This is a genomic window from Vibrio olivae (assembly GCF_042428525.1).
In the GTDB taxonomy this organism is placed as follows: Bacteria; Pseudomonadota; Gammaproteobacteria; order Enterobacterales; family Vibrionaceae; genus Vibrio; species Vibrio olivae.
The window spans coordinates 1,026,720-1,050,235 of record NZ_JBHMEP010000001.1; the positions used below are offsets into that span (position 1 = coordinate 1,026,720).

Here is a 23,516-nt window from a genome sequence, read left to right on the forward strand (position 1 = left end):
ACTAAAAGCAAGAAACCATAAAATCAATATAAATCAATAATATAGGAAAAATTAAACGTAATGCAGAAGAAACGCGTGGTTTTATACATCAAAGACAAGTGTGCTCATTGTAAAGATGCGCAGCGCTATCTCGACAGTAAAGGGATTCAGTATCGTTTATGTAACGCCAAAATGCAGCGTGGTCGTAAAGAGCTCGATGCGATTGGCGCACGATCGCTGCCAGTGTTAAAAGTCGGTGACCGAATTATGATTGGGTGGAATCCTGCCAGTTTCGATAAGCTTTATCGAGGAAAATAGACATCTTAAACATAGCGTTTTACAAACTCGATAAACGTCTGGTCTGCCTTTGATAAGTAACCATCTTTGCGCCACGCTAATACCAAATTGAACGTGACGGGTTGTTCAAATGAGATGCCTTTCACTTCCGGTTCGTTATCGGTGACCAAGGTTAATAACGAGGTAATCGCAAATTCGTGCTTAACAATGCTTAGAATCATAGGTAACAAGTTGGTTTCAAATGAGAAATCCATTTTATAGCCGTGTTTTTTCGCTTTTGATTCAATGAACTCACGGTGAAAATAGCCAGGCTTAAACATAACAAGTTCTTGTTCGAAAAAGGTTTGAAAATCCATCACGCTTTTCTCCGCAAGGGAGTGCTGCTTCCCAACTACCGCCACCATTTCGGCCTCGAGTAGATGGTCGGTTTCAAGTTCATCGATCACATCTTCACTGACGATGACCCCGAGATCAAGCTCACCATCGAGCAGCATTTGCCGAATAGAACGTGTTCCCGCATCAATGAGCGTCAACTTGAGGTTTGGGTAATGGCTCTTAAATGCCATCAGAACTTCGGGAAAAAAATAAGATCCCATCATACTGGGTGCACCTAATTTAACCTCTCCTTTTTCCAGTCCTTTAAGCTCGTCCACCGCAAGTTGCGCATCGTCTAACTGCTGCAGAATTCGTTTAGCATGTTCAAATAAGGTCACCCCTTCATTGGTCAACGCAATTTGACGCTCCTCTCGACGAAACAGTTCAACCTCCAACTGCTGTTCGAACTTTTTAATCGAAATGCTCAATGCCGGCTGAGCAATATGTAGTGCTTTTGCAGCGGCAGTAAAGCTGCCATGTTCTGCCACCGCGACAAAGTGACGAAGTTGACGACTTTCCAATGAATTTACACCTTATATATAAAATATATCGAACTAATAATTTTAATATATTTTATATATCCAGAGAACATTGATAGTTTGCTCACAGAAAGACAATTTAACCCCTATTTCCCCGAGACTCCGTATGATTTCATTAGGCAGTAGCGAATATCACAAAGTGACCTTAAGTTTAGCGCTCGGCTCATTTCTCGTGTTCTGTAACCTCTACCTTTTTCAGCCGATGCTGCCGACGATGGCGGCACATTTTTCGTTATCAGAAACTCAGGTTAACTGGGTATTCGCAGCGGCCACGTTGGCGCTCTCAGTCAGCTTAGTGCCTTGGGCGGTGAGCTCTGAATCCTTCGGGCGCAGAAGAGTCATGCTGATTGGGCTTTTTGCGATGCCAATGATTGGCGGGTTAATGCTGCTTACCAATCAATTCTGGATCATCGTGGTTTGCCGCGCATTAATGGGGATTGCGATCGCCGCTTTTGCTTCTGTTGCCGTGGCTTATATGGCTGAAGAGTTAGAACCAAAAGCTTTTAGCCAAGCAATTGGTAATTATATTGCAGCTAACTCATTAGGCGGCATCACCGGGCGAATCATGGGAGGTAACTTAACCGATGCATTCGGTTGGCACTTTGCTGTGATGATGATGATGGGGATTACGTTAGTCGGTATTCTTGTGGTGTTTTGGCTTCTACCTGCGCAGCGTCACTTCACGCCTCAGCGTGGTATGCTGCGTTCGCACAATCGATCACTGATCACTCACATGAAAAATCCGGTGATCGTGGTGGCAATGTTAATCGGTGGTGCCAACTTCGCGCTCTTCGTTAATCTCTACTCTGTGATGGGATTTCGCTTGGTAGCGGAACCCCATAATTTACCCGTCGGCTTAGCGTCTTTAATTTTCTTATGTTATTTGGGTGGGACAGTGAGCTCAAAATTATCGGGGCGCTGGAGCCTGCGTCATTCGCAGCTCAATGGTATGTTACTTGGGGCTTGTATCAGCCTTAGTGGTATGCTTATCGCTTATTTTGAGTGTCTGCCGACTATGTTACTTGGACTCATGCTCATTAGCTTTGGCGCTTTTTTTACTCACACCTTGGCTTACGCTTGGGTCAGCCAAAAGGCAACGCACGCTAAAGCCACCGCCACTGCACTGTATTTGGTTCATTATTACATCGGTGGAAGCTTAGGCGGTTTCTTTCTTATCTACTGCTGGCAAGTTCAGCGCTGGTCCGGTGTGATCGGCGGAGGTTTAGTACTGTACGCCTTAGTGTTTACATTTTGCTTACGACTTAAAAGTATGGAAAGTAAACAGCGCACAAAAGCCAAGCTAGAGACGGTTTAATTTGGTATGCTGCACGCCAGTCACCATTTTATAACTATCCATTAAAAACTGCTTATTTATGACTCAGCATCAACAACCTGTTACGCATTGTGCTTCAAATCAAAACATCGCCGATAAGGTAAATACTTGGCTTGAAGACGTGGTGATTGGCCTAAATTTATGCCCATTTGCGGCTAAGCCGCAACGTAACCAGCAGATTCGTATCTTCGTTAGCGACGCGGCCACAGATGAAGGCCTGCTAGAAGACATCCTCACCCAGTTCATTGACCTCGATAACATACCCAGTGATAAGCTGGATACCACATTGGTTGTGGTTCCAAATATGCTGAGCGATTTTTACGAGTACAATCTTTTTATTGACTGGGTAGAAGCGATTATTCGTCAGCAAGGCTGGGAAGGGACTTATCAAGTCGCGACTTTTCATCCAGATTACTGTTTTGCAGGATGCCAACCCGATGACCCCGAGAGTCTGACTAACCGCTCGCCGTATCCTATTTTCCATTTGATTCGCGAAGCCAGTATGGAAAAAGTGTTGAGCCATTACCCAGACCCAGAAGCCATACCCGAAAATAATATTGAACGTGTGTCGTCACTGAGCGAAGCCCAGCGTAAAGCGCTGTTCCCCTATCTATTCAAATCATAGCCATCAATAGTGCGAGAGGAATAGCTTGCTGGTTGACAGCGCAGAAATTGCTGTCGATGAATAGCGCCTGCTTGCTGGCTTTGCTAGTATGACGCGATCATTGTTACTAATTCGGATTTAAGCGAATGCACCTATCAAAATTGACTCAAGAACTATACGACCATCTGTATCAAGACATCACGGAGTTTCGCTCTACCTTTGACCTCCCTGTCGCAGCGCCAAGTACGCTCGATCAAAAAGGCGATACGTTGCATACCTCGCTCGCTATCGAAGAGTTAACTGAATTAGCTGAGGCCGATTCTAAGGTTGAGCAGGCTGATGCGATTGTCGATACCGTGTATGTCCTAATGGGTCGTTTAGTCCATTTGGGCCAAAGTCAGGTTGAAGATAATCTTGCGATCAGTTACCTGATTGATCTGTTGCTCAACGTTGCAGTCAACCGCGGGATCGACTTCGTGCCATGCTGGGATGAAGTACACTCAAGTAATATGAGTAAAGTATGCCGCAGCGAACAAGAGTATGCGGAAACAGAAGCCTTTTACGCTCAACAAGGCATCACTCTGATGGCGGTACAAAAAGGCGATTACATTATTGCGAAATGTGCACAAGATTTTGTCGCTGAGGGGAAAACAATCCGTCAAGGCAAAGTGCTAAAATCGGTTTACTATCGCCCTGCTGATTTAGTGGCTTTAACTCAATAACAATTTGAGTGGAACCCATCGTAAAACAAAATAGTAACCTATTGAAAAAGCATAAAAAAAGCGCCACCTCAGGGAGACCGGGGTGGCGCGTAAATGTCATAGTCAAGAAATGACATAAAGCCTAACAAGAACGAGAATGTATCACTTTCTATAATGCTAACCTCATGCCAACTTTTTAAAAAACTTAACTTACTGATTTTTAAGGGTTTGGCATTTTCACCTAAAAAGCCGTAAAAAATCAGCGATCCATTACAGTGCATCGTGCACCGAATTAATCAAACACTAAGACATTTTTCCCATTAAACTCAACACGTTGCACATCAGTAGCAAACAGCGTCGATAACTTTTCTGATGTCATAACCGTTTTCGTTTCACCAAATTCCAACATGACGCCCTCACGAATAAGCACAACTTTATCGGCATAACGCAAAGATCGATTTAAATCATGATTGGCCATCAGAATCACCAGCCCCATATCCGCCATACGCTGGATTAATTGATAAAGTAAGGATTCTTGACCGATATCGAGAGGCGCCGCAGGTTCATCAAGTAAAAGCATTTTGGCGTAAGGGTTGAGTGAGGGCCAAACTTGGAGACAGATACCCGCTAATCGCACGCGTTGCCACTCTCCACCCGACAGCTGTGCAATCGAACGATGCAATTTGTCATCCAATTCGAGTAGAGAACACAGTTCAGCCACAATCTCTGCAACGTGTTTATCTTGCGCGTTTACCCCCGCAGGCATCGACAGCGATAGATATTGCGCCACACCGATGTCAAACGGCGGTTTACCACTTTGTGTCAAATAGGCTCGTCTGCCCGCTAATGCTTCAATCGACAACGCATTGAGATGCTCTTCATCAAGCCAGACGTCTCCTTCAAAATCAATTACACCGGCGACCGCCGATAAAAACGTGCTTTTTCCGCTACCATTGGGACCCAGGATATGAATTACGTCGCCACGCTGCGCCTCAATTGATAGAGGCAATAAACGGGTATTAACACAAAGACTTTGGATAGTGAGCATAAAGATATCGCGCAAACAGTTAACTGCCCTAACCTTACCCGATTCGCGATACGGAGAAAACGCTAACACGTCGTATTAACGAAAAAAGCCCACAAGGAGTGGGCTTAGTACAATAAACCATAAAACGGTTATTGGTTGTAAACTTCAAATTCGGCAATTTTCGGCACATCACTCGCGGAATTAATCACCAGACTGATCTTCGCTGGATTAATATCGCCGACCGTAATCACGTCATTGAGACTGCTGCCCGACGTTAGGGTTGCACCTGAATCATGATTCACCAGAGTCCAAGACGTCACTGTGCCTTCTGTTCCGCTGAGCTCAATGATTCGAACTGTGTTAAATGTTGAAGTTAAGCGTTTGACACTCACGGTTCCTGTTGTGCCACTTGGTGACCAGTAAGTCGAAGTATCACCGTCAATAACATTGCCATAACTGGTGCCACTGGCTTTAGAGCTACCATCGGCATCACCTGACAACGCTAAATTCGTCCCGAGTTCCCCCGTGCCGCCAGTATCGCCGCCACCGGTGTCACCGCCACCTGTATCACCGCCGTCTCCACCACTTCCGGTATCACCACCATCACCTGGTTCAGTGGTACTACAACTGCCGTCAGAGACAGCCAGACCTGTGTTCGCACCTGCCGAAGCAAGAACAATACTTGGTACGCAGGTCGCATCATCCAACTGATAGCTATAAGGGATAGCAATACTCGTGGTCGATACTGGATCTGGCCCTGCAGGATGGAGTTTAGAGGCGTCTTCTGACCAATCAATATTATCCCAAATATTACCGCTAACTTGCCAAAATCCCATGTCGTCAGTATAGAAAGTGCCTAGAGGGTCTTTGGAGTCTTTGAAGTAGTTATTTTCTGCCCGCATTTGGCCACCAATACGTGGGTTCATCCCAGAGGAAATCAAACCGTTGTAGTAATTGTTGTAAGCGTGCGCCGTGGCATGACGTAATAACGGTGTGCGCGAGTTAATATTTTCATAATAGTTGTGGTGGAAGGTCACAGGGCCGTTGTTGTTATCACTGTCACTTGAGCCGACAAGCCCGCCACGCCCCGAATTACGTAGAATGCTGTAGGAAAGCGTCACATATTTTGTGTTGGCCTTCATATCAAATAGTGCGTCATAGCCTTCGCTCTCACCACCACTGGCTTCCAAAGTGACATGGTCAACCCAGACGTTCGAGACGTTGCTTTCCATTCCGATCGCATCACCTCCGTTTGAGGTTGGCGAGCCCGATTTTTTCACATTCCGTACGTGAACGTTCTGAATGATGATGTTTGACGCAGAGCGCAGATGAATACCCAGTTCATCAAAAAGAGCACCGTTGCCCACACCAATCAGAGAGATATTACTCACTTCCTTAATTTCAATTTTATCTTCAGCGGTGTTACAGCTATCGCCTGATACTTTGCTTGTATTGCCGTGATTAATCGTGCCCTCGACGTGAATAATAATCGGCGTGTCGCTGCTTGCTCGATTACACAGAGCTTGATGAATTTCAGTACCTGTGGTCGCATAAACAACTTGCCCTCCTTCACCACCCGTTGTGCCGCCGTTTTGGGTATCAAACCCACTAGCGATAACAGGTTGTGCAGCAAGAGCGATACACACGGATAACGTAGACAGAGTTAAGTGCTTCTTTGCTTTTGTAATAATCATGTTTTATTCCATCGTATATTGGATTATCGAGTTCACTCCACTTTTCGTGTTTAATGGAGCGTTTATAAAATAACTGTGTGACCTAGCCCTCCTTTATTTTCAGCACAGAATTACATATAAAACTCAATACCTAACAATATGAACCGTGGTTTTATTTTGATCAATCCCAATTAAATCGGTTTTCTTAAATATGTGAAGTAAACATAATTCAATCCAAATCAACAATAAATTTCCTAATCAACTTATAGAGAGAGACAGATCACATCAGTTGTCTTTTATTAATATAAACAACCACAGCATCCATACATGGAATGAAGTGAATCGAACATTTATTTTCATCACCAAATTTAATTATTTCCTTATAATTAAAGGCTTTCTGGAAAAATAAAAAGTCATTAGTGTAAAAATACTAATGACTTTCATTGTAAATATTCAACCAATCAGTGAATAATTATTGATTGTAAATTTCGAACTCAGAAATTTGAGGTCTGTCACTTGCTGAGTGGATAACAAAACTCAGCTTAGATGCGCGGACAGCATCAAAGCTAATCACTGATGGAATTGTCGTACCTTGTGCTAGCGTCACACCAGTATCGTGATTAACCAATGACCAAGACGTCACGGTTCCCTCTGTACCTGCAAGCTCAATAATTCGCACCGTATTGTAAACACTATTCAGCTTTTTAATATTGATGGTGCCGGTGGTCTGCTTCGGAGACCAGTATGTCGATGTATCTGCATCGATCACTTTTCCGTAGCTCGTGCCACTGTACTTGTCGCTGCCATCAGCATCAGCACTGAGAGCAAGGTTACTGCCAAGATCGCCTGTATTGCCATCATTGCCATCATTGTCGCTACCGTCGTTGCCATCAGTTGGATCCGTTGGATCCGTTGGTGTCGGCTGCTCAGGCGCAGACACCTCACATGAACCATCAGAAACGGCCAATCCTGTATTCGCACCAGCAGTCGCTAGAATGATGTCTGGAACACACGAAGCATCATCTAATGCATAATCATATGGAATGCTGATTGATGTTGTTGAAATCGGATCAGGCCCCGCGGGATGACGTTTGGACTGTTCGCTTGACCAATCAACGTTGTCAAACGTATTACCGCTAACATCCCAGTAGCCCATGTCGTTGGTATAGAATGTACCAATAGGATCTTGGGAGTTTTTAAAGTAGTTGTTTTCCGCTTTAATCTGCCCACCAATACGCGGGTTCATCCCAGAGGAAATCAATCCATTGTAGTAGTTGTTATAAGCATGTGCGGTCGCGTGACGGAGCAATGGCGTACGCGAATTGATGTTTTCATAATAGTTGTGATGGAATGTTACTGGGCCATTGTTATCATCGCTGTCACTAGAACCAACTAGGCCGCCACGTCCAGAATTACGCAAGATACTATAAGAAAGTGTGACGTACTTTGAATCATTTTTCATGTCAAACAGCGCATCATAACCATCTGATTCACCGCCACTTGCTTCAAGAGTAACGTGGTCAACCCACACATTGTACACATCACTTTCTAAACCAATCGCATCCCCCCCGTTTGAAGTCGGCGAACCTGACTTCTTCACGTTACGGACATGAACGTTTTGAATAATAATGTTTGATGATGAACGAATATGAATACCTAGCTCATCAAATAAGGCGCCTTCACCCACACCGATCAGCGACACATTGCTGATTTCTTTGAGCTCAATCTTATCTTCAGCGGTATTACAGCTATCGCCAGATACTTTGCTGGTATTAGAATGATTGATGGTGCCTTCTACTTGAATAATGATTGGTGTATCACTACTCGCGCGGTTACAGAGTGCTTGGTGAATTTGCGTTCCGGTTGTCGCATAAACAACTTGGCCACCCTCGCCCCCTGTCGTCCCACCATTTTCTGTAGCAAAACCCGACGCGTAAGCACCTTGAGTGGCTAACGCAACGCAGCTAGAAAGCACACTTAGGGCAAAAGTTTTCTTAGACATTGTATATTTCATTTTAATTTCCATTAATAAATTATTATTGGGAGAATATGCCGCATATTTTTTAAGGATATATCCAATATTTAATACGGCGTTCCTTAACCCCCACTTTAAGCCTGAACCCACTCTCTGAATTCAAGGGAGAATATTATGAAATAATAAAATCAGATCAATTTAATAAATTTCATTTTCACTAATATGTGACAATGCTTCAAAGGATGAATATAAATAAATAATAAATAGAAAACTAAAAACACAAAATACTAAGGCATTGTCAAATTAATGAAATATTTTAATCAAGGTTACGTTGTCATAATTTTATATATAAAGAATTTCCCTTAATATAAAAATATAGAAAAGAATTACAACGTCCTAAATATGAACAATAATACGTCATCCTAATTATAAATAACATGGTGTATTATTAATCAAGATGGTTTTTGACGAGCATCCAAATAAATATTGGCGCACCAATTGAGGTTGTGACAACGCCTAACGGTAACTCTGCAGACTGGAGAGAAACTCGTGCAATGATATCGGCTGCAACTAAAAATGCCGCGCCAGCGATCGCGGAAATCGGCAACAAATATCTATTTTCACTACCCAAAGACATTCTCAATAAATGAGGAATGACAAGACCGATAAAGCCTATCATACCCCCTAACGCCACGGCTCCACCCACTAAAAGAGAAACAGCAAAAATTAATTTCCAACGTACCGCTGCAATATCAACCCCTAACTGTTTCGCGTGTAACTCGCCCATCATTAATTTATCTAAGCGGCTGCCTTGCCAACATAACCAAACCACGACAGGTAACATAAACAGTGAAACAACATGTTGCGACCAACTGACTCCGCCTATACTTCCCATCAACCAATACATTAATTGGCGCAGGCTTAAATCATCACTAAAATAAAACGCCCATGTCACGATAGCGCTGGCTAATATTCCAAGCGCCACTCCAATTAATAACAGACGCGCAGTCGTCAACCCTTTACGGCGAGCGACCATCACTAAAATGAACGTAAACACCAGCGAACCAATCATGGCAGCAAACATAAACCCAAGTGGCGTTGCCAGTACCGGGAAAAAGAACAGCAGCCCGACCATCATCACACTGGCCCCGCCTGAAATGCCAAGTACTCCTGGCTCCGCTAACACGTTGCCAAGTAACACTTGTAACGTCGCACCGGACACCGCCAGCCCGGCACCAATCACAATCGCCGCAATCAAACGAGGTAAACGCAATTGAAACACCAGCTGTTGCTCTAAAGAAGTCATGGTTTGAAAGGGAGAAATAAACAGCTCTCCCACCATCAAGTAAATAGCGGAAAAGAAAATCAAACACAGCGTCGCCAAACCAATGGCGAGAATCCAGCGTCGATGTTTGCGAAGTAGTAGCTGATTGTAGTTCATAGGTTGACCATATTGGGCAATATGGTTGATTAGAAAAAAGAATGGCTTAACGATACCGCTAAGCCATTCAAATAGATAGTCTGCATCGATTAATCGTAAACCACTTGCCCATCTTCAAAACGAATCTTAACTGGGCACACCATCAGTGCTGCGCGCTGACCTACCGCAACGTGGCGATTAGGAAAGACGATCGCCTCACCTTCGTTCTTTGCCATCAAAGGTTTGTCGCCATCATGTCCAAAGACTTCACCATGCTTAAAAGAAGTAAAGTTTTCGACTTCATCATCAAAGAGAAAATCAAAGTCTTGATTGAGACGAACTAAAGTACGGCTGACACGATACATCGTGGCTTTTTTCGGCAGATGATCCGATTTTGCCCCTGCAATCAGATCACGCAGCGACAGATCAAAGGCCACTAATTTATCCAAATCATTTTCGCCAATACGAGCAACACGTCCGAGCTCCAGCGTTAACGCCTGCACAGAAAAATGTTCAGCTGTAAACCAGCTAAATGTGCTTGTTGGTGCATTTGAGAACATCACCGCATCAATGTGTGCATTCTCGATAAATTTAATGAGGTCACAGCTACGTACAGGATGGCGCACTTTTGGGCTCACCGCAAAACTGTAATGCTTGGAAAGGCGAATCGCACAGTGCAGGTCTAAATGCCAGCGTGTCGCCTCCTGCGTTCCTTGATAGAACCGCGTAACATGAGATTTCAACTCATCCGCGATATCGAGTTCCAAGCTACTTTCATGCGCTTTATTATCAAACAAACGATTGAGATTTTCTTCCAGAAAACGAACGTGCTTGTTTGTGGCTTGCGGATGCGCAATTAAGAACAAACAACGATGTCGGATCGGTTGGAATCCAGACACTATATCATCAATGATTTTATCAATGATCTCCATTGGCGCCGTTTCATCACCATGAATCCCCGTCGAAATCACGATATTTTTGCTATTGACCGTCATCGCCATTGGTGTCACTTCCAGCACACCTCGCTGATGCAAGGTTAAGCGTGTACCACATGCTAGGACTTGTTCACCTGCTGGCATTTCTTGTTTTAGATCTAAGCTGTCAAAAAGAAAAGATTTGCGAAACAGAGATTTTGTCATGCGCTACTCCTTTATTGCACAGACGGTATGTTACGGAAATATATGGAAAAGTCTGTTGCTGCGATCTCACTTATCGAGTCGCTCTGGCTGTTTGCTCACAAATAGAACGATCAATAATAAGCAAAACCCATATGTTTGATTCTATTATTGGGCGCCGCTATAAAAACTGACACGACCACGGCGCCCAATGAAACGGCTTTACTCCTGATTGAGTAACTGTTCAAACAGCGTCACTTTGTCGTTAACACGATCAATACTCTGCTGCCAAAACTCCGGTTTCGTTAAGTCCATACCCAAATGTTTTTGTACCACGTCTTCTGCCATCATTGAACCGGTATCCCGCAATAAGTTGAGGTAATCAGTATAGAATTGATTTCCTTTTGCCTCGCGCTGCGCATAAACACCTAAGCTGAACAGATAACCAAACAGGTATGGGTAATTATAAAAACTCACTTCAGGAATACTAAAATGCAGCTTACTGGCCCAGAAGTATGGATCAACCTCATCCATTGAGTCTCCGTACCAATCCGCCCATGTTTCACCCATTAGATCGCACAACTGCTCGGCAGACAACTCCCCTTGCTCACGTTGCGCATAAAAGGCCTGCTCAAACTCAAAGCGTACCGGTATGTTAACCATCAGGGCGTAGCACGAGGACAACTCTTCCCACAGCATTTCGAGCTTTTGTTCACGAGTTTGCGCTTTACCCAGTAAATAATCGCGAACAATCGTTTCAGCGAAAATAGACGCCGTTTCAGCCAACGTCATTGGATAACGCGTTTGACATAATGGCATGTCTTTCATTACCCAATTATGAAAAGCGTGTCCTAATTCATGCGCCAAGGTCATTAAGTCCGAACGGCTGCCGCCCCAAGTCATAAACACAAGCGGTGAGCGAGTTGCTGCAAACTTAGTGCAGTATGCGCCAAGCCGACGATTTTCTGTTGGCGCTGCGTCAATCCAACCATTTTCCACCATCAACTCAACGAAACTCGCCATGTCGGACGATACATCGGAAAACGCCGCTTTGATCAGCTCAATCGCGGCGTCAAAGGTATACTGTTCTGGCGCTTCAGCGGTGAGGCTTGGCATACCCGCCATATGATTCCAAGGTTTCATGGCATTCAAACCATGAACCTGTGCCATTAATTCTCCTGCCTTTTGTCCAACATGACGGTTGGATTTGGCACATTGCATCATCGCTTGCAACGTTTCGGGTTGGATACGGCTTTGATGCAAGCTAGGGTCAAGGAAATGTACTGACTGTTTGGAAGAACGTTTTTGATACTCAGTTAAGCGCCAACCTGATAACGCATTGAGAATAGCGGCAAAACTCTCCTGATGCGTTTTCATCGCTTCCTGAATCGCTCGCCAAGCCAGTGGCTGGCGCTCAAAGTCAGTACCGTAAAGGAGACTTGCTGCTTGTGAGAATCCCATGGTTTCTTGTTTGCCATCGGCATATTTAAGCGTAACACTCAGCGATCCTGTGAGGTTGTCATACAAACGCCCCCAGGCATCACGGCCATCCACTTCCATTGCAGACAATAATTGCTCTTGCTCTACACTGAGATTGGTTTGTGCTTTTTTACGTAAACACTCAATCACAAAGCCCTGTCCCGCAATATCGGCGCTTTCATGTTCCAGCACTTGTTCGATAAATGAGTCATCGGCTGTTGCTAAGACATCTTGATAGGGTGTGTATGCTTGCGAAAGTTGAGAACTGAGCTTGGCGACACGGCCAGTCAACGCTTTGGCTTTATGATTCGCCGCATCGGTTGACGCGTGGCAACTGGCAAACGTATTGATCGTCGATAACAAGGTACCGGCAGCTTCACGAGTTTGGATCGCGTTTTGCATCACCTGAACAGAGTGACGACTATCCACATGCTGATTTAACACATCAATACACTGGGTAATTAATTGAATATCTTGGTCGATTTTTGCGTCGTCCAAGGTTTGATAGGCGATGGAAAGATCCCAACTTGGTGCGTTCATCCTTTTTCCTTTTGTCTCATCTGTCTTAATGGGAACATCCCCCCATTTATCGATTTATATCGACTTAAAATTGATTTGATTACACTGTATTAACGTACCACAAGCAGCGTTAAATAGATTAAAAGTTCCATGACTTGTTGAGCCGCGCCCAAACAGTCACCGGTGAAACCGCCCAAGCGTTTGGTCAGCCAAAACTGAAATAACCATCGAAATACCAAGGCGACGACAAATAACGTCGCTGCCAATTCAACATCCCACAACAAGCACGGAATAGCTCCAGTCAGGATGATCACCGCCAAATCCGTTTTGGTCTGGCGATGAGCTAGAGGCTTACTTTTGCTTGCATCAAGGTCTGAAACGTAAGGCATCGAGTAAACGAGTGAGATCGCCACAGCTCTACTGAGGGTATAGGCGACTATCCATACCGGTAATAGAGAGCCTAAGGTAACCAAATCACTTAACAACACATATTTACCCAGCAGTGCCATAAGCAAAGCACTCGCGCCATACGTGCCGATACGGCTGTCTTTCATGATACTCAAACGCTTTTCTTGCGTCATGCCACCGCCGATACCATCGCTCATATCAGCCAAGCCGTCTTCATGAAACGCGCCAGTTAGCAACAAACTCGCAACCATAGTGAGAAAGATCGCCACATCCGGCGAAAAAACTTGAATGGCGAGATGATAAATTTGCGTGCACAAACATCCAAGTAACATCCCCACCAAGGGAAAGTAGCGCCCCGCACGATTCATACGCTCTTCAGAGTATGGCGTGGATTCTGGCGTTGGAATACGCGAGAAAAAGCTCAGAGCAAGCCAAAACAGTTCAACTTGGTAACGAAGTTTGTTGAGCATTAGACCGTGACTCCAGCATCCTCAAAGCTTGCCATGTGATTATAAAATTCGATCGCACCTTTAATGAGCGACACCGCCAATGCAGCGCCCGTGCCTTCACCGAGACGCAATGACAAGTCAAGCAATGGCTCAGCGTTCATTAATTCCAAAACCCGTTTATGGCCCTGCTCCTGAGATTGATGAGCAAAAATCATGTATTCGCGACAGTCAGGGGCAATTAACGTCGCGCAATACGCAGCAACGCTGGTAATAAACCCATCAACGACAACTGGGACTCTCGATTGGTGGGCACCAAGAAACGCTCCGACCATTTGCACAATTTCAAATCCGCCGACTTCTGCTAAGACGTCAAGCACTGGCTGACCTTGGCAACGCACCACGCCTTTCGCCACCACTTCAATTTTTTTCTCAAGCTGCTCAGGAGTAATCCCCGTCCCTCGACCAACACACTCGGTAACGTTATCAAGTGACAATGCGGCAAAGATAGCCGAGGCACTACTGGTATTCCCAATGCCCATTTCACCAAACATCACCATATCGCTGCCGTTTTTGACTGCATCCACAATCATTTGGCGTCCATACTCAATGCCTTGATTGACTTGTTCTCGACTCATCGCTGGCTGCAAAGAGAAATTGTCAGTGCCAGCCCCTAAACGTTGAACAATAAGGTTCGGGTGTGGGTTATCAATCGGCTCAATAATACCCGTATCCACAACGTTAAGTTCAATATCATTGACGCGAGCAAAACAGTTAATCGCCGCACCGCCGTTCAGAAAATTGAGCACCATCTGACGAGTCACTGCACTAGGCGCAATACTCACCCCTTCCTGTGCAATACCGTGATCGCCAGCAAACACCCAAACGCTCGGCTTTTTCAAAGATAACTGAGTCGCAACATCGCCTCGGTTATGACTGGCGATGAGCGCCAATTGATGAGCCACCGATTCCAGTTGGCCAAGCGCGCCGAGAGGTTTTGTTTTTTGGTTAATCCGGTGCCAAATTGCGTCAGAGTACGACTGTTCTAACATGCAATGCTCCTATTGCGGTCTTTCGATTGTAAATGTGGAATCCAATGTCGCGTATTCTCCGCCACCAAGCCTTGAAAGCGGATCGAGCGCAAGTGCATCAATTTTCAAACGACTGGCTTCCTCATCTATCACTTCAGGGTTGATATAAATGGCTTTGATTTCCGCAAAAATCAGGCTTTGCGGCGTCTCACCAATCTCTTTAACTTCATACAACTCACAGCCAAAGGCGACGGCACAGTCTTTAACACGAGGTAGAGGAAAATCAGCAAATTGTTCCAACTCAATTTGGCTTTCTGTTACCTCAGAATGCCCATGCTCTAAGGTCGCTGCCGTGTTGGTAACCAAAGCGGCACTTTTTACTGACGCAATGTGTATAACCAAATGCTTGGTCGCTAATGCATTTTTGGTCGTATCCTTCACTTCTCCACTGGGCTTTTTACCCACGGAGACCATCAGCAATGGTGGATTACTCGATACTGGAGTGAAATAGGAAAAAGGCGCCAAATTATAGTTGTGCTCTCCTGAGTCAGTGAGAACCCAAGCAATGGGGCGAGGTACCACAGTTTGAGTAATCAAATGATAAATGTCACTTGGACTCTGCTGTGAAACATCTATATGCATCTTGCTTTCCTTTTATTGACCATTGGATAAATCGTTTTCAGTCTATACCGGAATCAATGGCTTAACTAGACTCATCCAAGAGATAAATGGATTGATTGCCACTTGTTTGTTCTGTTGATACCCAAATAACAACCTATTGCTTTAGGGGTAACTCGCGATATGTTAACTCACCATCAGCAAAAGATTGAAAATCGCTACCGGCCAATGGCATGATGCCACTGAGTCACTCAAAATAGTCACGAAAAGCGGGAGGTGATAGTCAATGAGTGAAGAACACACGTCGGTTATCGTAGCAGGCGGTTCAGGCTTAGTGGGTTCAGAACTGATTAAACAGCTTCTTGACGTGCCATCGATAAAAAACGTCTATGCATTGGCACGTAGGCCACTGGTTTTTCAAAGCCAAAAACTGAAATCTCTTGTCTCGCCGAAGTTACAAATCACTGACTGGCAGGAAAACACACCCCCGCCAAGCTTGGGGTTTATCTGCTTAGGAACGACGCTCAAGCAAGCCGGTTCAAAACAAGGACTGGAAAAGGTCGATTACGATTTAGTCTGCCAAGTTGCTCGTGAAATGAAAGTTATTGGGGTCAAAAGATTAGCGGTCGTTTCAAGCTTAGGCGCATCATCACGCTCGATGTCTCACTACCTACGTTGTAAAGGGAAAATGGAACTCGCGCTGCGAGAAATGGGCTTTGAACAGTTGACTATTGCGCGCCCAGGACCACTAGTTGGACTTCGAGATTCACCAAGAAGCAGCGAATGGTTGACATTATTCACGCTCAACGTTTTGAAGCCTTTACTCATCGGCCCCCTTCAGAAAATACGTCCTATTCGCGCGTCTCATGTGGCTAAGAGCATGCTGTATAGTGTGTATCAACCGAGCAGCAAACGAGTCACCCTGTTAACGACACCAGAGATGAAACATATGCTGAGCCAATATCAGCATACGAATGATTGATTCTTAGAGCGCTATTTGCTTTGAGCAATCCAATAAAAGGGGAGCCTCAATCGAGACTCCCCTTTTGCTTATAACGAAATGACTGTTTGTAACGAAATAACGTCTTACGCAGCTAGAGTTTCAAACTGCCGACCGCAGAAGAGACGTTTTCAGCCCCACGATAAATTTCATCCATGATCGATGAAACTTCGACGATTCGCTGATTAGTGTCACTCGAAAAAGCCGATACGTCAGACATTGAATTGGTTACGCTATCCGTCAATTGGATGTTTTTTCCCACCACATTATTAATCTCTTCCGTGGCTGTGGATGTTCTCTGAGCCAGTTTACGCACCTCTTCAGCCACGACAGCAAAACCTCTGCCTTGCTCACCGGCTCGCGCCGCTTCGATCGCCGCGTTTAAGGCAAGTAAGTTGGTTTGGTCTGCGATGCCCTGAATCGTTTTCACGATTTCTGATACGTCTTTGGACTGATCAACCAATTGCGCAATCAATATACGAGATTCTTCTATACTTTTCATGACTTTATCAGCCAATACTACGGAATCTTGCAGTGCTTTGTTGCCGTTTAACGCCACTTGGGATGTCTCGACCGAAGTGCTGTAGGCCACCGAGGCAGCGTCAGCCGTACTTTGCTCACGTTGAACATCCTCTGTAATGTTCGATGCAAATTTGACGACTTTATACACGCGATCATTTTCATCAAAAATCGGACAATAAGATGCTTGAATCCACACTTGCTCGCCATATGAAGATTGGCGCATGAAACGACCAGAAAAGGCTTCACCTTTGGCTAATCCTTTCCAAAAGTCGGGGTTCTCTTTATAAAAGTCGTCAAAACACAACATACGGTGGGACTTGCCTTTAATTTGACTCAGTTCATACCCCACGACATCCAGAAAGTTCTGGTTGGCGTTTAAAATCGTGCCATCAATTTCAAATTCAATAACCGCAAAAGTGCGATTCAGCGCAGTCACCAATTCGCTTTGACCTTTTGCTTCAATCGCCTTACCAGTGACATCTGAGGCGATTTTCATGACGCCGGTCACCACGTCATTTTCTCGAATGGGAAAATAGGTCGCTTCGATCATCACTGCAGTGCCATCTTTAGTGACACGTTTGAAAGTCCCTTGTTGAGCGTGCCCTTGTCTTAGTGCCTGCCAAAACGCTTTATATTGAGAGGAGTTTACGTAATCCTTTTCACAAAATATTCGGTGATGTTGATTGATGATTTCGGTGCTTGTATACCCAATTAGGCTGAGAAATCTCTCATTGGCCTCGATAATATTTCCCTGAGGATCAAATTCTATCGTCGCCATATTGAGCTTGATGGCATGCAAAATACTGTCAGAGCGAGTGACATGCTCAGTATCACTGCTATTTTTTTTCTTAAAAAACATCACAACCTTCCAAAAATCAAACCGAAATAAAAAGAGAATCTAATTTAGTCATTTATTAATTATGCAATTACTCTAAACACCATTCGTTAGTTTGTCACATGCTATTTATAAATTAATTTCTGATTCATACAATTATATAATTCAACCCGATTCATAAACTATTTATTTTGGATTCTTTTCAAAAATTTCAAAACGTTATCGTTAGTCATCTGTAATCGATTGAGACGTTACCTATCGACACAATCGCTAAACTTTACAGTGAGTTTAGTTTACGCATCGCCATTACGCTCAAATAAAAAAACGCCTCAAAAAATAAAAGCAGTGACTCCACGTATCTACGATAACAAACGTTATTTTTGGCAAGCGTCGTGTCGGTAAATGCGTAAACTCCCCGCAATGAATCACAAAGTCACCCTGTTTTGTGTCAGCAGAGGAAACATAATACCCAAGGGAAAGTAATCTTGGTTTGTCCATTGCTAAGCCTTTATTGCAGTGGTCTAATACTGGTTATAGATGACTTCAATATTTTTGGTATTCCAATATGCATCAAGAGCAACAACCTACGTTTTTCTTTTTTGATTACGAAACGTGGGGAACAAGCCCGGCGAAAGACCGTCCATCGCAATTTGCTGGCGTTCGCACCGATATGGACTTCAATATTATCGGTGAACCTCTTGTGATTTATTGTCAGCCGCCTTCGGACTACCTTCCTTCACCAGAAGCCGCATTAATCACTGGAATTACACCTCAAAAAACCGTAAAAGAAGGGTTACCAGAACCCGAATTTATCGCCAGAATTCATGAACAACTGGCTACGCCCAATACCACTAGCTTGGGCTACAATAGTATTCGTTTTGATGATGAAGTCACTCGCTACACCTGTTATCGCAACTTCATCGATCCCTACGCGTGGAGTTGGCAAAACGGTAACTCTCGTTGGGATTTGTTGGATGTATTACGCGCTTGCCATGCGCTGCGTCCTGAAGGCGTCAACTGGCCAGAGAATGAAGACGGCTTTACCAGTTTTAAACTCGAACACCTTTCCGTTGCGAATGGTATTGAACACGCTAATGCCCATGACGCGATGGCGGATGTCATCGCGACGATCGAAATGGCCAAAAAAGTGAAAGCCGCACAGCCAAAACTGTTTGACTACTTCTTAACCATGCGTCACAAGCGTAAACTCAACGAGTTAGTTGATATCGTCAACATGACCCCTTTAATGCATGTCTCTGGCATGCTTGGGCGCGAATGCCAGTACACCAGTTGGATTGTCCCCGTGGTTTGGCATCCGACGAATAAAAACGCCGTTGTGGTGGTTGATCTCGCTAAAGACCCCACGCCATTGTTAACGTTGGATAGTGACGAGTTACGTGAGCGTCTTTATACGAAACATACTGACTTATCCTCAGAGCAACTGCCGGTTCCAGTAAAACTCATTCATCTCAATAAGTGCCCGATTCTTGCTCCAGCCAAAACCTTAACCGCTGAAAATGCTCAGCGCATTGGTATCGACCGTGAGCAGTGCTTACAGAACTTGGCGCTTTTACGCCAAAATCCACAGGTGCGAGAGAAACTCAGTGAACTGTTTAGCGTCGAGCGGGAATATCAAAATGAGACTGACGTTGATACTCAGTTGTACAAGGATTTCTTCTCGCCAGCGGATAAAGCCTCTATGGAGATTATTCGCCAAACGGATCCGAACAATTTAGCGGCGTTGGATATAACATTTAATGACCCACGAATTGCTCTGCTTTTATTCCGATATCGTGCTCGCCATTACCCATGGACGCTCGACGAATCTGAGCAACAAAAATGGGCAATGCATTGCCGAGATTATTTTGAATCACGCATTGAAGATTACATGCTCAATTTGGAAAACCTTGCGCACGAACACGAGAGTGATCAGCATAAGATGGCGATCCTAAAAGCTGTTTATCAGTATGTAGAAAAATTAGTTTCTTAGAGTGACACCGTCACTCTAATGTCTATTTAACCGAGTTCTTTGCTTCCACCATGATAAAAAACATTCTCCAATATGTAGTCTCTATGGGACTGATTCTTCTTTGCTTACTTGCGGGAACCAATATTCAACAACTGATGGGTACCGCAATACCAGGCAGTATCATCGGCATGCTGATCTTATTTGCCCTCATGGCAAGTGGTTTAGTGCCTGTTGAATGGGTACGTCCAAGCGCCAATTTATTCATTCGCTACATGATCTTGCTCTTCGTTCCCATCAGTGTCGGTTTAATGGAGCACTTTGATGTACTGGTCAATAATGCATTACCGATTCTCGCAAGCGCCGTGGGGGGCACACTGATTGTCTTGGTCGTCCTGGGTTTAATGCTCGATCGCATGCTGAGGAAAGGAGAAAAATAATGTGGTTACTCATCACGCTCATTGTGTTTTTTGCTACTCGTGAATTTAGTAAGCGAATCAACAACCCACTGTTTAATCCGCTGTTACTCAGCATCGCAATACTTATCCCGTTATTGATGGTATTGGATATACCGTTTGAGACCTACTACGCTGACAATCAATCCATCAGTTTCTTATTGCAACCTGCCGTCGTCGCCCTTGCTTATCCTCTGTATGAACAGTTACCACAAATCCGAACTAACTGGCGCATAATCATGTTAGCGTGTACGGTTGGCAGCGTACTGTCTATGGTTACCGCTGGTGGCATTGCCCTGCTGATGCACGCGGATATTGAACTGATTGCCGCGCTGCTCGGTAAATCCGTCACAACGCCTATCGCAATGGAAGTTGCAAGTCACCTCGGCGGTGAACCGGCCATTGCGGCCATGTTGGTGCTGATTGTCGGCTTGCTCGGCGCTATTATTGCCTACCCGATTTACACACTGTTAAACATCAGTCATCCCGTTGCGCGCGGATTGACCATGGGTACCATTTCACATGCTCTTGGGACGGCGACATGCGCGGAAAAAAATCCACAAGACGCGGCATTTAGCTCACTGGCACTGGTCGTGTGTGGTGTGATTACTTCGATACTCGCACCTTCGTTTTTTGCTGCCATCATATGGCTGGCAGGCACCTAAGCACGGTTGAGAGCAAACAACGAGATCACCATCAACAATTGTTAGAATGCAATCGATAACATGTGTGAGCTCACTCTAATAATGAAACATAACACTACGTTTCATCTTTTTATGTGATATTGATCGGCGTAATGTGGCGCGTAATTCCTAGAATATATAACCCATATTAATTAAATGTTTCTTCGTCTTAGCCCAAAGCATCGACCAAGATTCACGCAGGATAAAGGATCAATTATGACAAGCCGTATTGAACAGGCGCTGCAAGAGATGCCCAAAGTTGTCTCAGACTTTTTGGCACCGATATTTTTAAATAGAGATTTCGATGCAACATTATCGACAGAGCAGTTTGCTGAGTTACAAACCATCACAGGTTTGGCGGATGATGAATTGCGCCTTGCGTTGCTACCACTTGCGGCCGCTCTGGCCTATACACCTTTATCTAAATTTAATGTTGGCGCGTTAGCTCGCGGAACATCGGGTAAAATTTATTTTGGTGCGAACATCGAGTTTGATGGTGTTCAGCTTGGACAAACCATTCATGCTGAGCAGTGCGCCATTAGCCATGCTTGGATGAAAGGTGAAACAGGTATAAAGGATGTGACCGTCAACTATAGCCCATGTGGTCACTGTCGACAGTTTATGAATGAACTGACCACCTCTCAGACCTTACAGATCCAATTACCAGAACGCGCTCCAATGTCTCTGCAAGAGTATTTGCCCGATTCATTTGGCCCGGGCGACCTCGGTATTGATGCGGGTTTGATGTCAAGTGTGAATCACGAATTGACTAGCCAAGATAGCGATCCTCTGATTCAACATGCCTTGTCAGCGCTTAATCGAAGCCACGCCCCATACACCCATAATTTAAGTGGTGTCGCACTAAAACTTAAGAATGGGCGCATTTTTACCGGTGCTTACGCGGAAAACGCAGCGTTTAATCCAAGCTTGCCGCCACTGCAAGTTGCCTTGGCGCAATTATTAATCGCCCAGCAATCTATCGATGATATTGAAGCTGGCGCGCTGGTTGAAATGTCTTCAGGCACAATAAGTCATTTGGCGTGCACACAATCGACTTTAGAAGCCATTAACCCTGATGCAACGCTGGCCTACTTATCGCTGTAAGCTAAGCAAACAAACGAAAAAGGCGCGAGTAACTCGCGCCTTTGTTGCATTTATAGACTCGCTAAACATGGTAAAATGGACTCATGTCGATATTCAGCCCGGTTGGTGAAATGGCGCGCCCAATAGTCAATGGCACCTTTTTCAAATCGACGTAAGTCACCTCGGTAAAGCGAGTGTATTTAGTAGAATAAAAGCACTTCACTTCCGGTTTAAGTGGCTCATGAGCATTCGACACCCATACAATCCCCAAACGCTGATCGCTCAACTCCACCACAGATCCCACCGGATATACGCCGATGCAGTTGATGAATTTATATACGAGTTCTTTATCAAGGTGGTGTGGCGTCAAGCTCAATAATACTTTGAAAGCTTCCGCTGAACTCATCGCTTTTTTGTAACAACGATCTGCGGTTAACGCGTCATAGATATCGACGATACTGCTCATTCTGCCATGTAAAGGTAACTGCTCACCGCTCAAACCAAACGGATAACCTGTGCCATCCATTTTTTCGTGGTGCATTAGACACACATCACGGCTAATAGGCCCAAGACCTTTAATCGACTTAAGCATATCTTGAGCAAACACTTGGTGCAGTTTCATGTGCTCGAATTCTTGCGGAGTCAGCTTACTCGGCTTATGCAAGATGTCGTTATCGACCTTAATTTTGCCGATATCATGAACGATTCCGCCAATCGCCAACTGTTTTAACGTTTGCGTGTCCAGCTCTAAATATTTGCCAAAGGTCACTAATAAACACGCCACATTCACGGAATGTTCTAGAAGATAGGTATCCTTATTGCGTAGCGCTGAAACACAATGAAGCGCGTCAGGATCCACCATCACGCTATCAATAAGCTCATCCGCCCACTGATTGAGTTCATCTAATTGCAGCGGTTTACTATCAAACGTCTGGCTTAAGAGTTTTTTAGCCAATTTGCGTGCTTCACCAATGACCTTAGTGGCTCGTTTTTGATTGGCGTCTCGGCTGAATAAACGCCTAGTCTTGCTTTCCACGGGATGGTGTGGCTCTGCAGACTCTGCTGTGGACGCTGACGATGTGGATGCCATCAACGTTGAATCAAAGCTTTGTTGAACGGGTTTAGGTTTAGGGAACTGACACCCCTTTTCAGACAAAGCGACATCAACCCAAGCAAATTGGATTCCACGCTCGATTAATTGTTCAATGGATGCCTGATGACTAACGCGTCCCGCATTAGCCAGATTGACCCGCTTATTGTTTTCAATCGCAGTGACAAACATGCCGACGGTCAGGTCTTGAATTGGAATCTGAATCGATTGGTTAGGATCGTACTTCATGCACAGACACATAACAAAACTAATGTGAATGCAGTTTAACAATAAGCCGTACGTTTATGCTACGCCTGAATGCTACAAAAGCGTTAAAATTTGC

At 44.7% G+C, this 23,516-nt stretch carries 21 protein-coding genes; 9 read left to right on the forward strand and 12 right to left on the reverse strand.

Annotation, left to right across the window (positions count from 1 at the left end):
• Positions 1 to 60 precede the first annotated feature (60 nt).
• Positions 61 to 297 carry a glutaredoxin family protein gene (locus ACFFUV_RS04755; protein WP_390190108.1) on the forward strand — a complete coding sequence of 79 codons (237 nt, stop codon included), beginning with the start codon at positions 61 to 63 and terminating at the stop codon, positions 295 to 297.
• Between the two features lie 5 nt (positions 298 to 302).
• Here the strand turns inward: ACFFUV_RS04755 and ACFFUV_RS04760 are convergent, their stop codons facing one another.
• Entirely contained in the window at positions 303 to 1,172 is an 870-nt protein-coding gene (locus ACFFUV_RS04760; protein ID WP_390190110.1) for a LysR family transcriptional regulator, read from the reverse strand.
• Positions 1,173 to 1,296: 124 nt separating this feature from the next.
• Between ACFFUV_RS04760 and ACFFUV_RS04765 the strand changes: the two genes are divergently transcribed.
• The 3 genes from ACFFUV_RS04765 to ACFFUV_RS04775 all read left to right on the forward strand — a co-directional run bounded on the left by ACFFUV_RS04765 (position 1,297) and on the right by ACFFUV_RS04775 (position 3,849).
• Positions 1,297 to 2,505 (forward strand): MFS transporter, encoded by a 1,209-nt coding sequence (locus ACFFUV_RS04765; protein WP_390190111.1) that lies wholly within the window; start codon positions 1,297 to 1,299, stop codon positions 2,503 to 2,505.
• A 58-nt stretch (positions 2,506 to 2,563) separates the two neighbouring features.
• Entirely contained in the window at positions 2,564 to 3,148 is a 585-nt protein-coding gene (locus ACFFUV_RS04770; RefSeq protein ID WP_390190113.1) for a DUF1415 domain-containing protein, read from the forward strand.
• A 125-nt stretch (positions 3,149 to 3,273) separates the two neighbouring features.
• Positions 3,274 to 3,849, forward strand: a complete 576-nt coding sequence (locus ACFFUV_RS04775; RefSeq protein WP_390190115.1) for a nucleoside triphosphate pyrophosphohydrolase family protein — start codon at positions 3,274 to 3,276, stop codon at positions 3,847 to 3,849.
• A gap of 271 nt (positions 3,850 to 4,120) precedes the next feature.
• Here ACFFUV_RS04775 and btuD read toward each other — a convergent pair whose 3' ends face one another.
• The 9 genes from btuD to ACFFUV_RS04820 all read right to left on the reverse strand — a co-directional run bounded on the left by btuD (position 4,121) and on the right by ACFFUV_RS04820 (position 15,563).
• A complete protein-coding gene (btuD, locus tag ACFFUV_RS04780) occupies positions 4,121 to 4,876 on the reverse strand; it encodes a vitamin B12 ABC transporter ATP-binding protein BtuD (protein ID WP_390190116.1) in 756 nt (251 codons plus the stop codon).
• 128 nt (positions 4,877 to 5,004) lie between these two features.
• Positions 5,005 to 6,549: a pectate lyase family protein gene (locus ACFFUV_RS04785; protein WP_390190118.1), complete on the reverse strand. Its 1,545-nt coding sequence runs from the start codon at positions 6,547 to 6,549 to the stop codon at positions 5,005 to 5,007.
• Between the two features lie 451 nt (positions 6,550 to 7,000).
• On the reverse strand, positions 7,001 to 8,530 hold the full coding sequence (locus ACFFUV_RS04790) for a pectate lyase family protein (RefSeq protein ID WP_390190120.1): 1,530 nt from the start codon (positions 8,528 to 8,530) through the stop codon (positions 7,001 to 7,003).
• 421 nt (positions 8,531 to 8,951) lie between these two features.
• Entirely contained in the window at positions 8,952 to 9,944 is a 993-nt protein-coding gene (gene btuC / locus ACFFUV_RS04795; protein WP_390190121.1) for a vitamin B12 ABC transporter permease BtuC, read from the reverse strand.
• A gap of 89 nt (positions 9,945 to 10,033) precedes the next feature.
• Entirely contained in the window at positions 10,034 to 11,062 is a 1,029-nt protein-coding gene (locus ACFFUV_RS04800) for a succinylglutamate desuccinylase (RefSeq protein ID WP_390190122.1), read from the reverse strand.
• Between the two features lie 198 nt (positions 11,063 to 11,260).
• Positions 11,261 to 13,057 (reverse strand): M3 family oligoendopeptidase, encoded by a 1,797-nt coding sequence (locus ACFFUV_RS04805; RefSeq protein ID WP_390190124.1) that lies wholly within the window; start codon positions 13,055 to 13,057, stop codon positions 11,261 to 11,263.
• An 89-nt stretch (positions 13,058 to 13,146) separates the two neighbouring features.
• Positions 13,147 to 13,914, reverse strand: a complete 768-nt coding sequence (locus ACFFUV_RS04810; RefSeq protein ID WP_390190125.1) for an adenosylcobinamide-GDP ribazoletransferase — start codon at positions 13,912 to 13,914, stop codon at positions 13,147 to 13,149.
• Positions 13,914 to 14,942, reverse strand: a complete 1,029-nt coding sequence (cobT, locus tag ACFFUV_RS04815; RefSeq protein WP_390190126.1) for a nicotinate-nucleotide--dimethylbenzimidazole phosphoribosyltransferase — start codon at positions 14,940 to 14,942, stop codon at positions 13,914 to 13,916. Before cobT ends, ACFFUV_RS04810 begins: the two co-directional genes overlap by 1 nt.
• 9 nt (positions 14,943 to 14,951) lie before the next feature.
• A complete protein-coding gene (locus ACFFUV_RS04820) occupies positions 14,952 to 15,563 on the reverse strand; it encodes a flavin reductase family protein (protein WP_390190127.1) in 612 nt (203 codons plus the stop codon).
• A 262-nt stretch (positions 15,564 to 15,825) separates the two neighbouring features.
• Here ACFFUV_RS04820 and ACFFUV_RS04825 point away from each other — a divergent pair, with 262 nt between their 5' ends.
• Positions 15,826 to 16,521, forward strand: a complete 696-nt coding sequence (locus ACFFUV_RS04825; protein WP_390190129.1) for an NAD(P)H-binding protein — start codon at positions 15,826 to 15,828, stop codon at positions 16,519 to 16,521.
• Between the two features lie 112 nt (positions 16,522 to 16,633).
• Here the strand turns inward: ACFFUV_RS04825 and ACFFUV_RS24065 are convergent, their stop codons facing one another.
• Positions 16,634 to 17,920 carry a methyl-accepting chemotaxis protein gene (locus tag ACFFUV_RS24065; RefSeq protein WP_446697908.1) on the reverse strand — a complete coding sequence of 429 codons (1,287 nt, stop codon included), beginning with the start codon at positions 17,918 to 17,920 and terminating at the stop codon, positions 16,634 to 16,636.
• 541 nt (positions 17,921 to 18,461) lie between these two features.
• On the opposite strand from ACFFUV_RS24065, the gene sbcB reads away from it, so the two are divergent.
• From sbcB to cdd, 4 genes are all read left to right on the forward strand, one after another.
• Positions 18,462 to 19,886, forward strand: coding sequence for an exodeoxyribonuclease I (gene sbcB / locus ACFFUV_RS04840; RefSeq protein WP_390190131.1), 1,425 nt, complete (start codon positions 18,462 to 18,464; stop codon positions 19,884 to 19,886).
• A 50-nt stretch (positions 19,887 to 19,936) separates the two neighbouring features.
• Entirely contained in the window at positions 19,937 to 20,302 is a 366-nt protein-coding gene (locus ACFFUV_RS04845; RefSeq protein ID WP_390190133.1) for a CidA/LrgA family protein, read from the forward strand.
• Positions 20,302 to 20,982: a CidB/LrgB family autolysis modulator gene (locus ACFFUV_RS04850; RefSeq protein WP_390190134.1), complete on the forward strand. Its 681-nt coding sequence runs from the start codon at positions 20,302 to 20,304 to the stop codon at positions 20,980 to 20,982. The genes ACFFUV_RS04845 and ACFFUV_RS04850 overlap by 1 nt, the downstream gene beginning before the upstream one ends.
• Positions 20,983 to 21,216: 234 nt before the next feature.
• Positions 21,217 to 22,104: a cytidine deaminase gene (gene cdd / locus ACFFUV_RS04855; RefSeq protein WP_390190135.1), complete on the forward strand. Its 888-nt coding sequence runs from the start codon at positions 21,217 to 21,219 to the stop codon at positions 22,102 to 22,104.
• A gap of 61 nt (positions 22,105 to 22,165) precedes the next feature.
• On the opposite strand, the gene ACFFUV_RS04860 is transcribed toward cdd, so the two are convergent.
• The gene (locus ACFFUV_RS04860; RefSeq protein WP_390190136.1) at positions 22,166 to 23,422 is read right to left on the reverse strand and encodes a cyclic di-GMP phosphodiesterase; all 1,257 of its coding nucleotides are present in this window, start codon (positions 23,420 to 23,422) and stop codon (positions 22,166 to 22,168) included.
• Positions 23,423 to 23,516 lie beyond the last annotated feature (94 nt).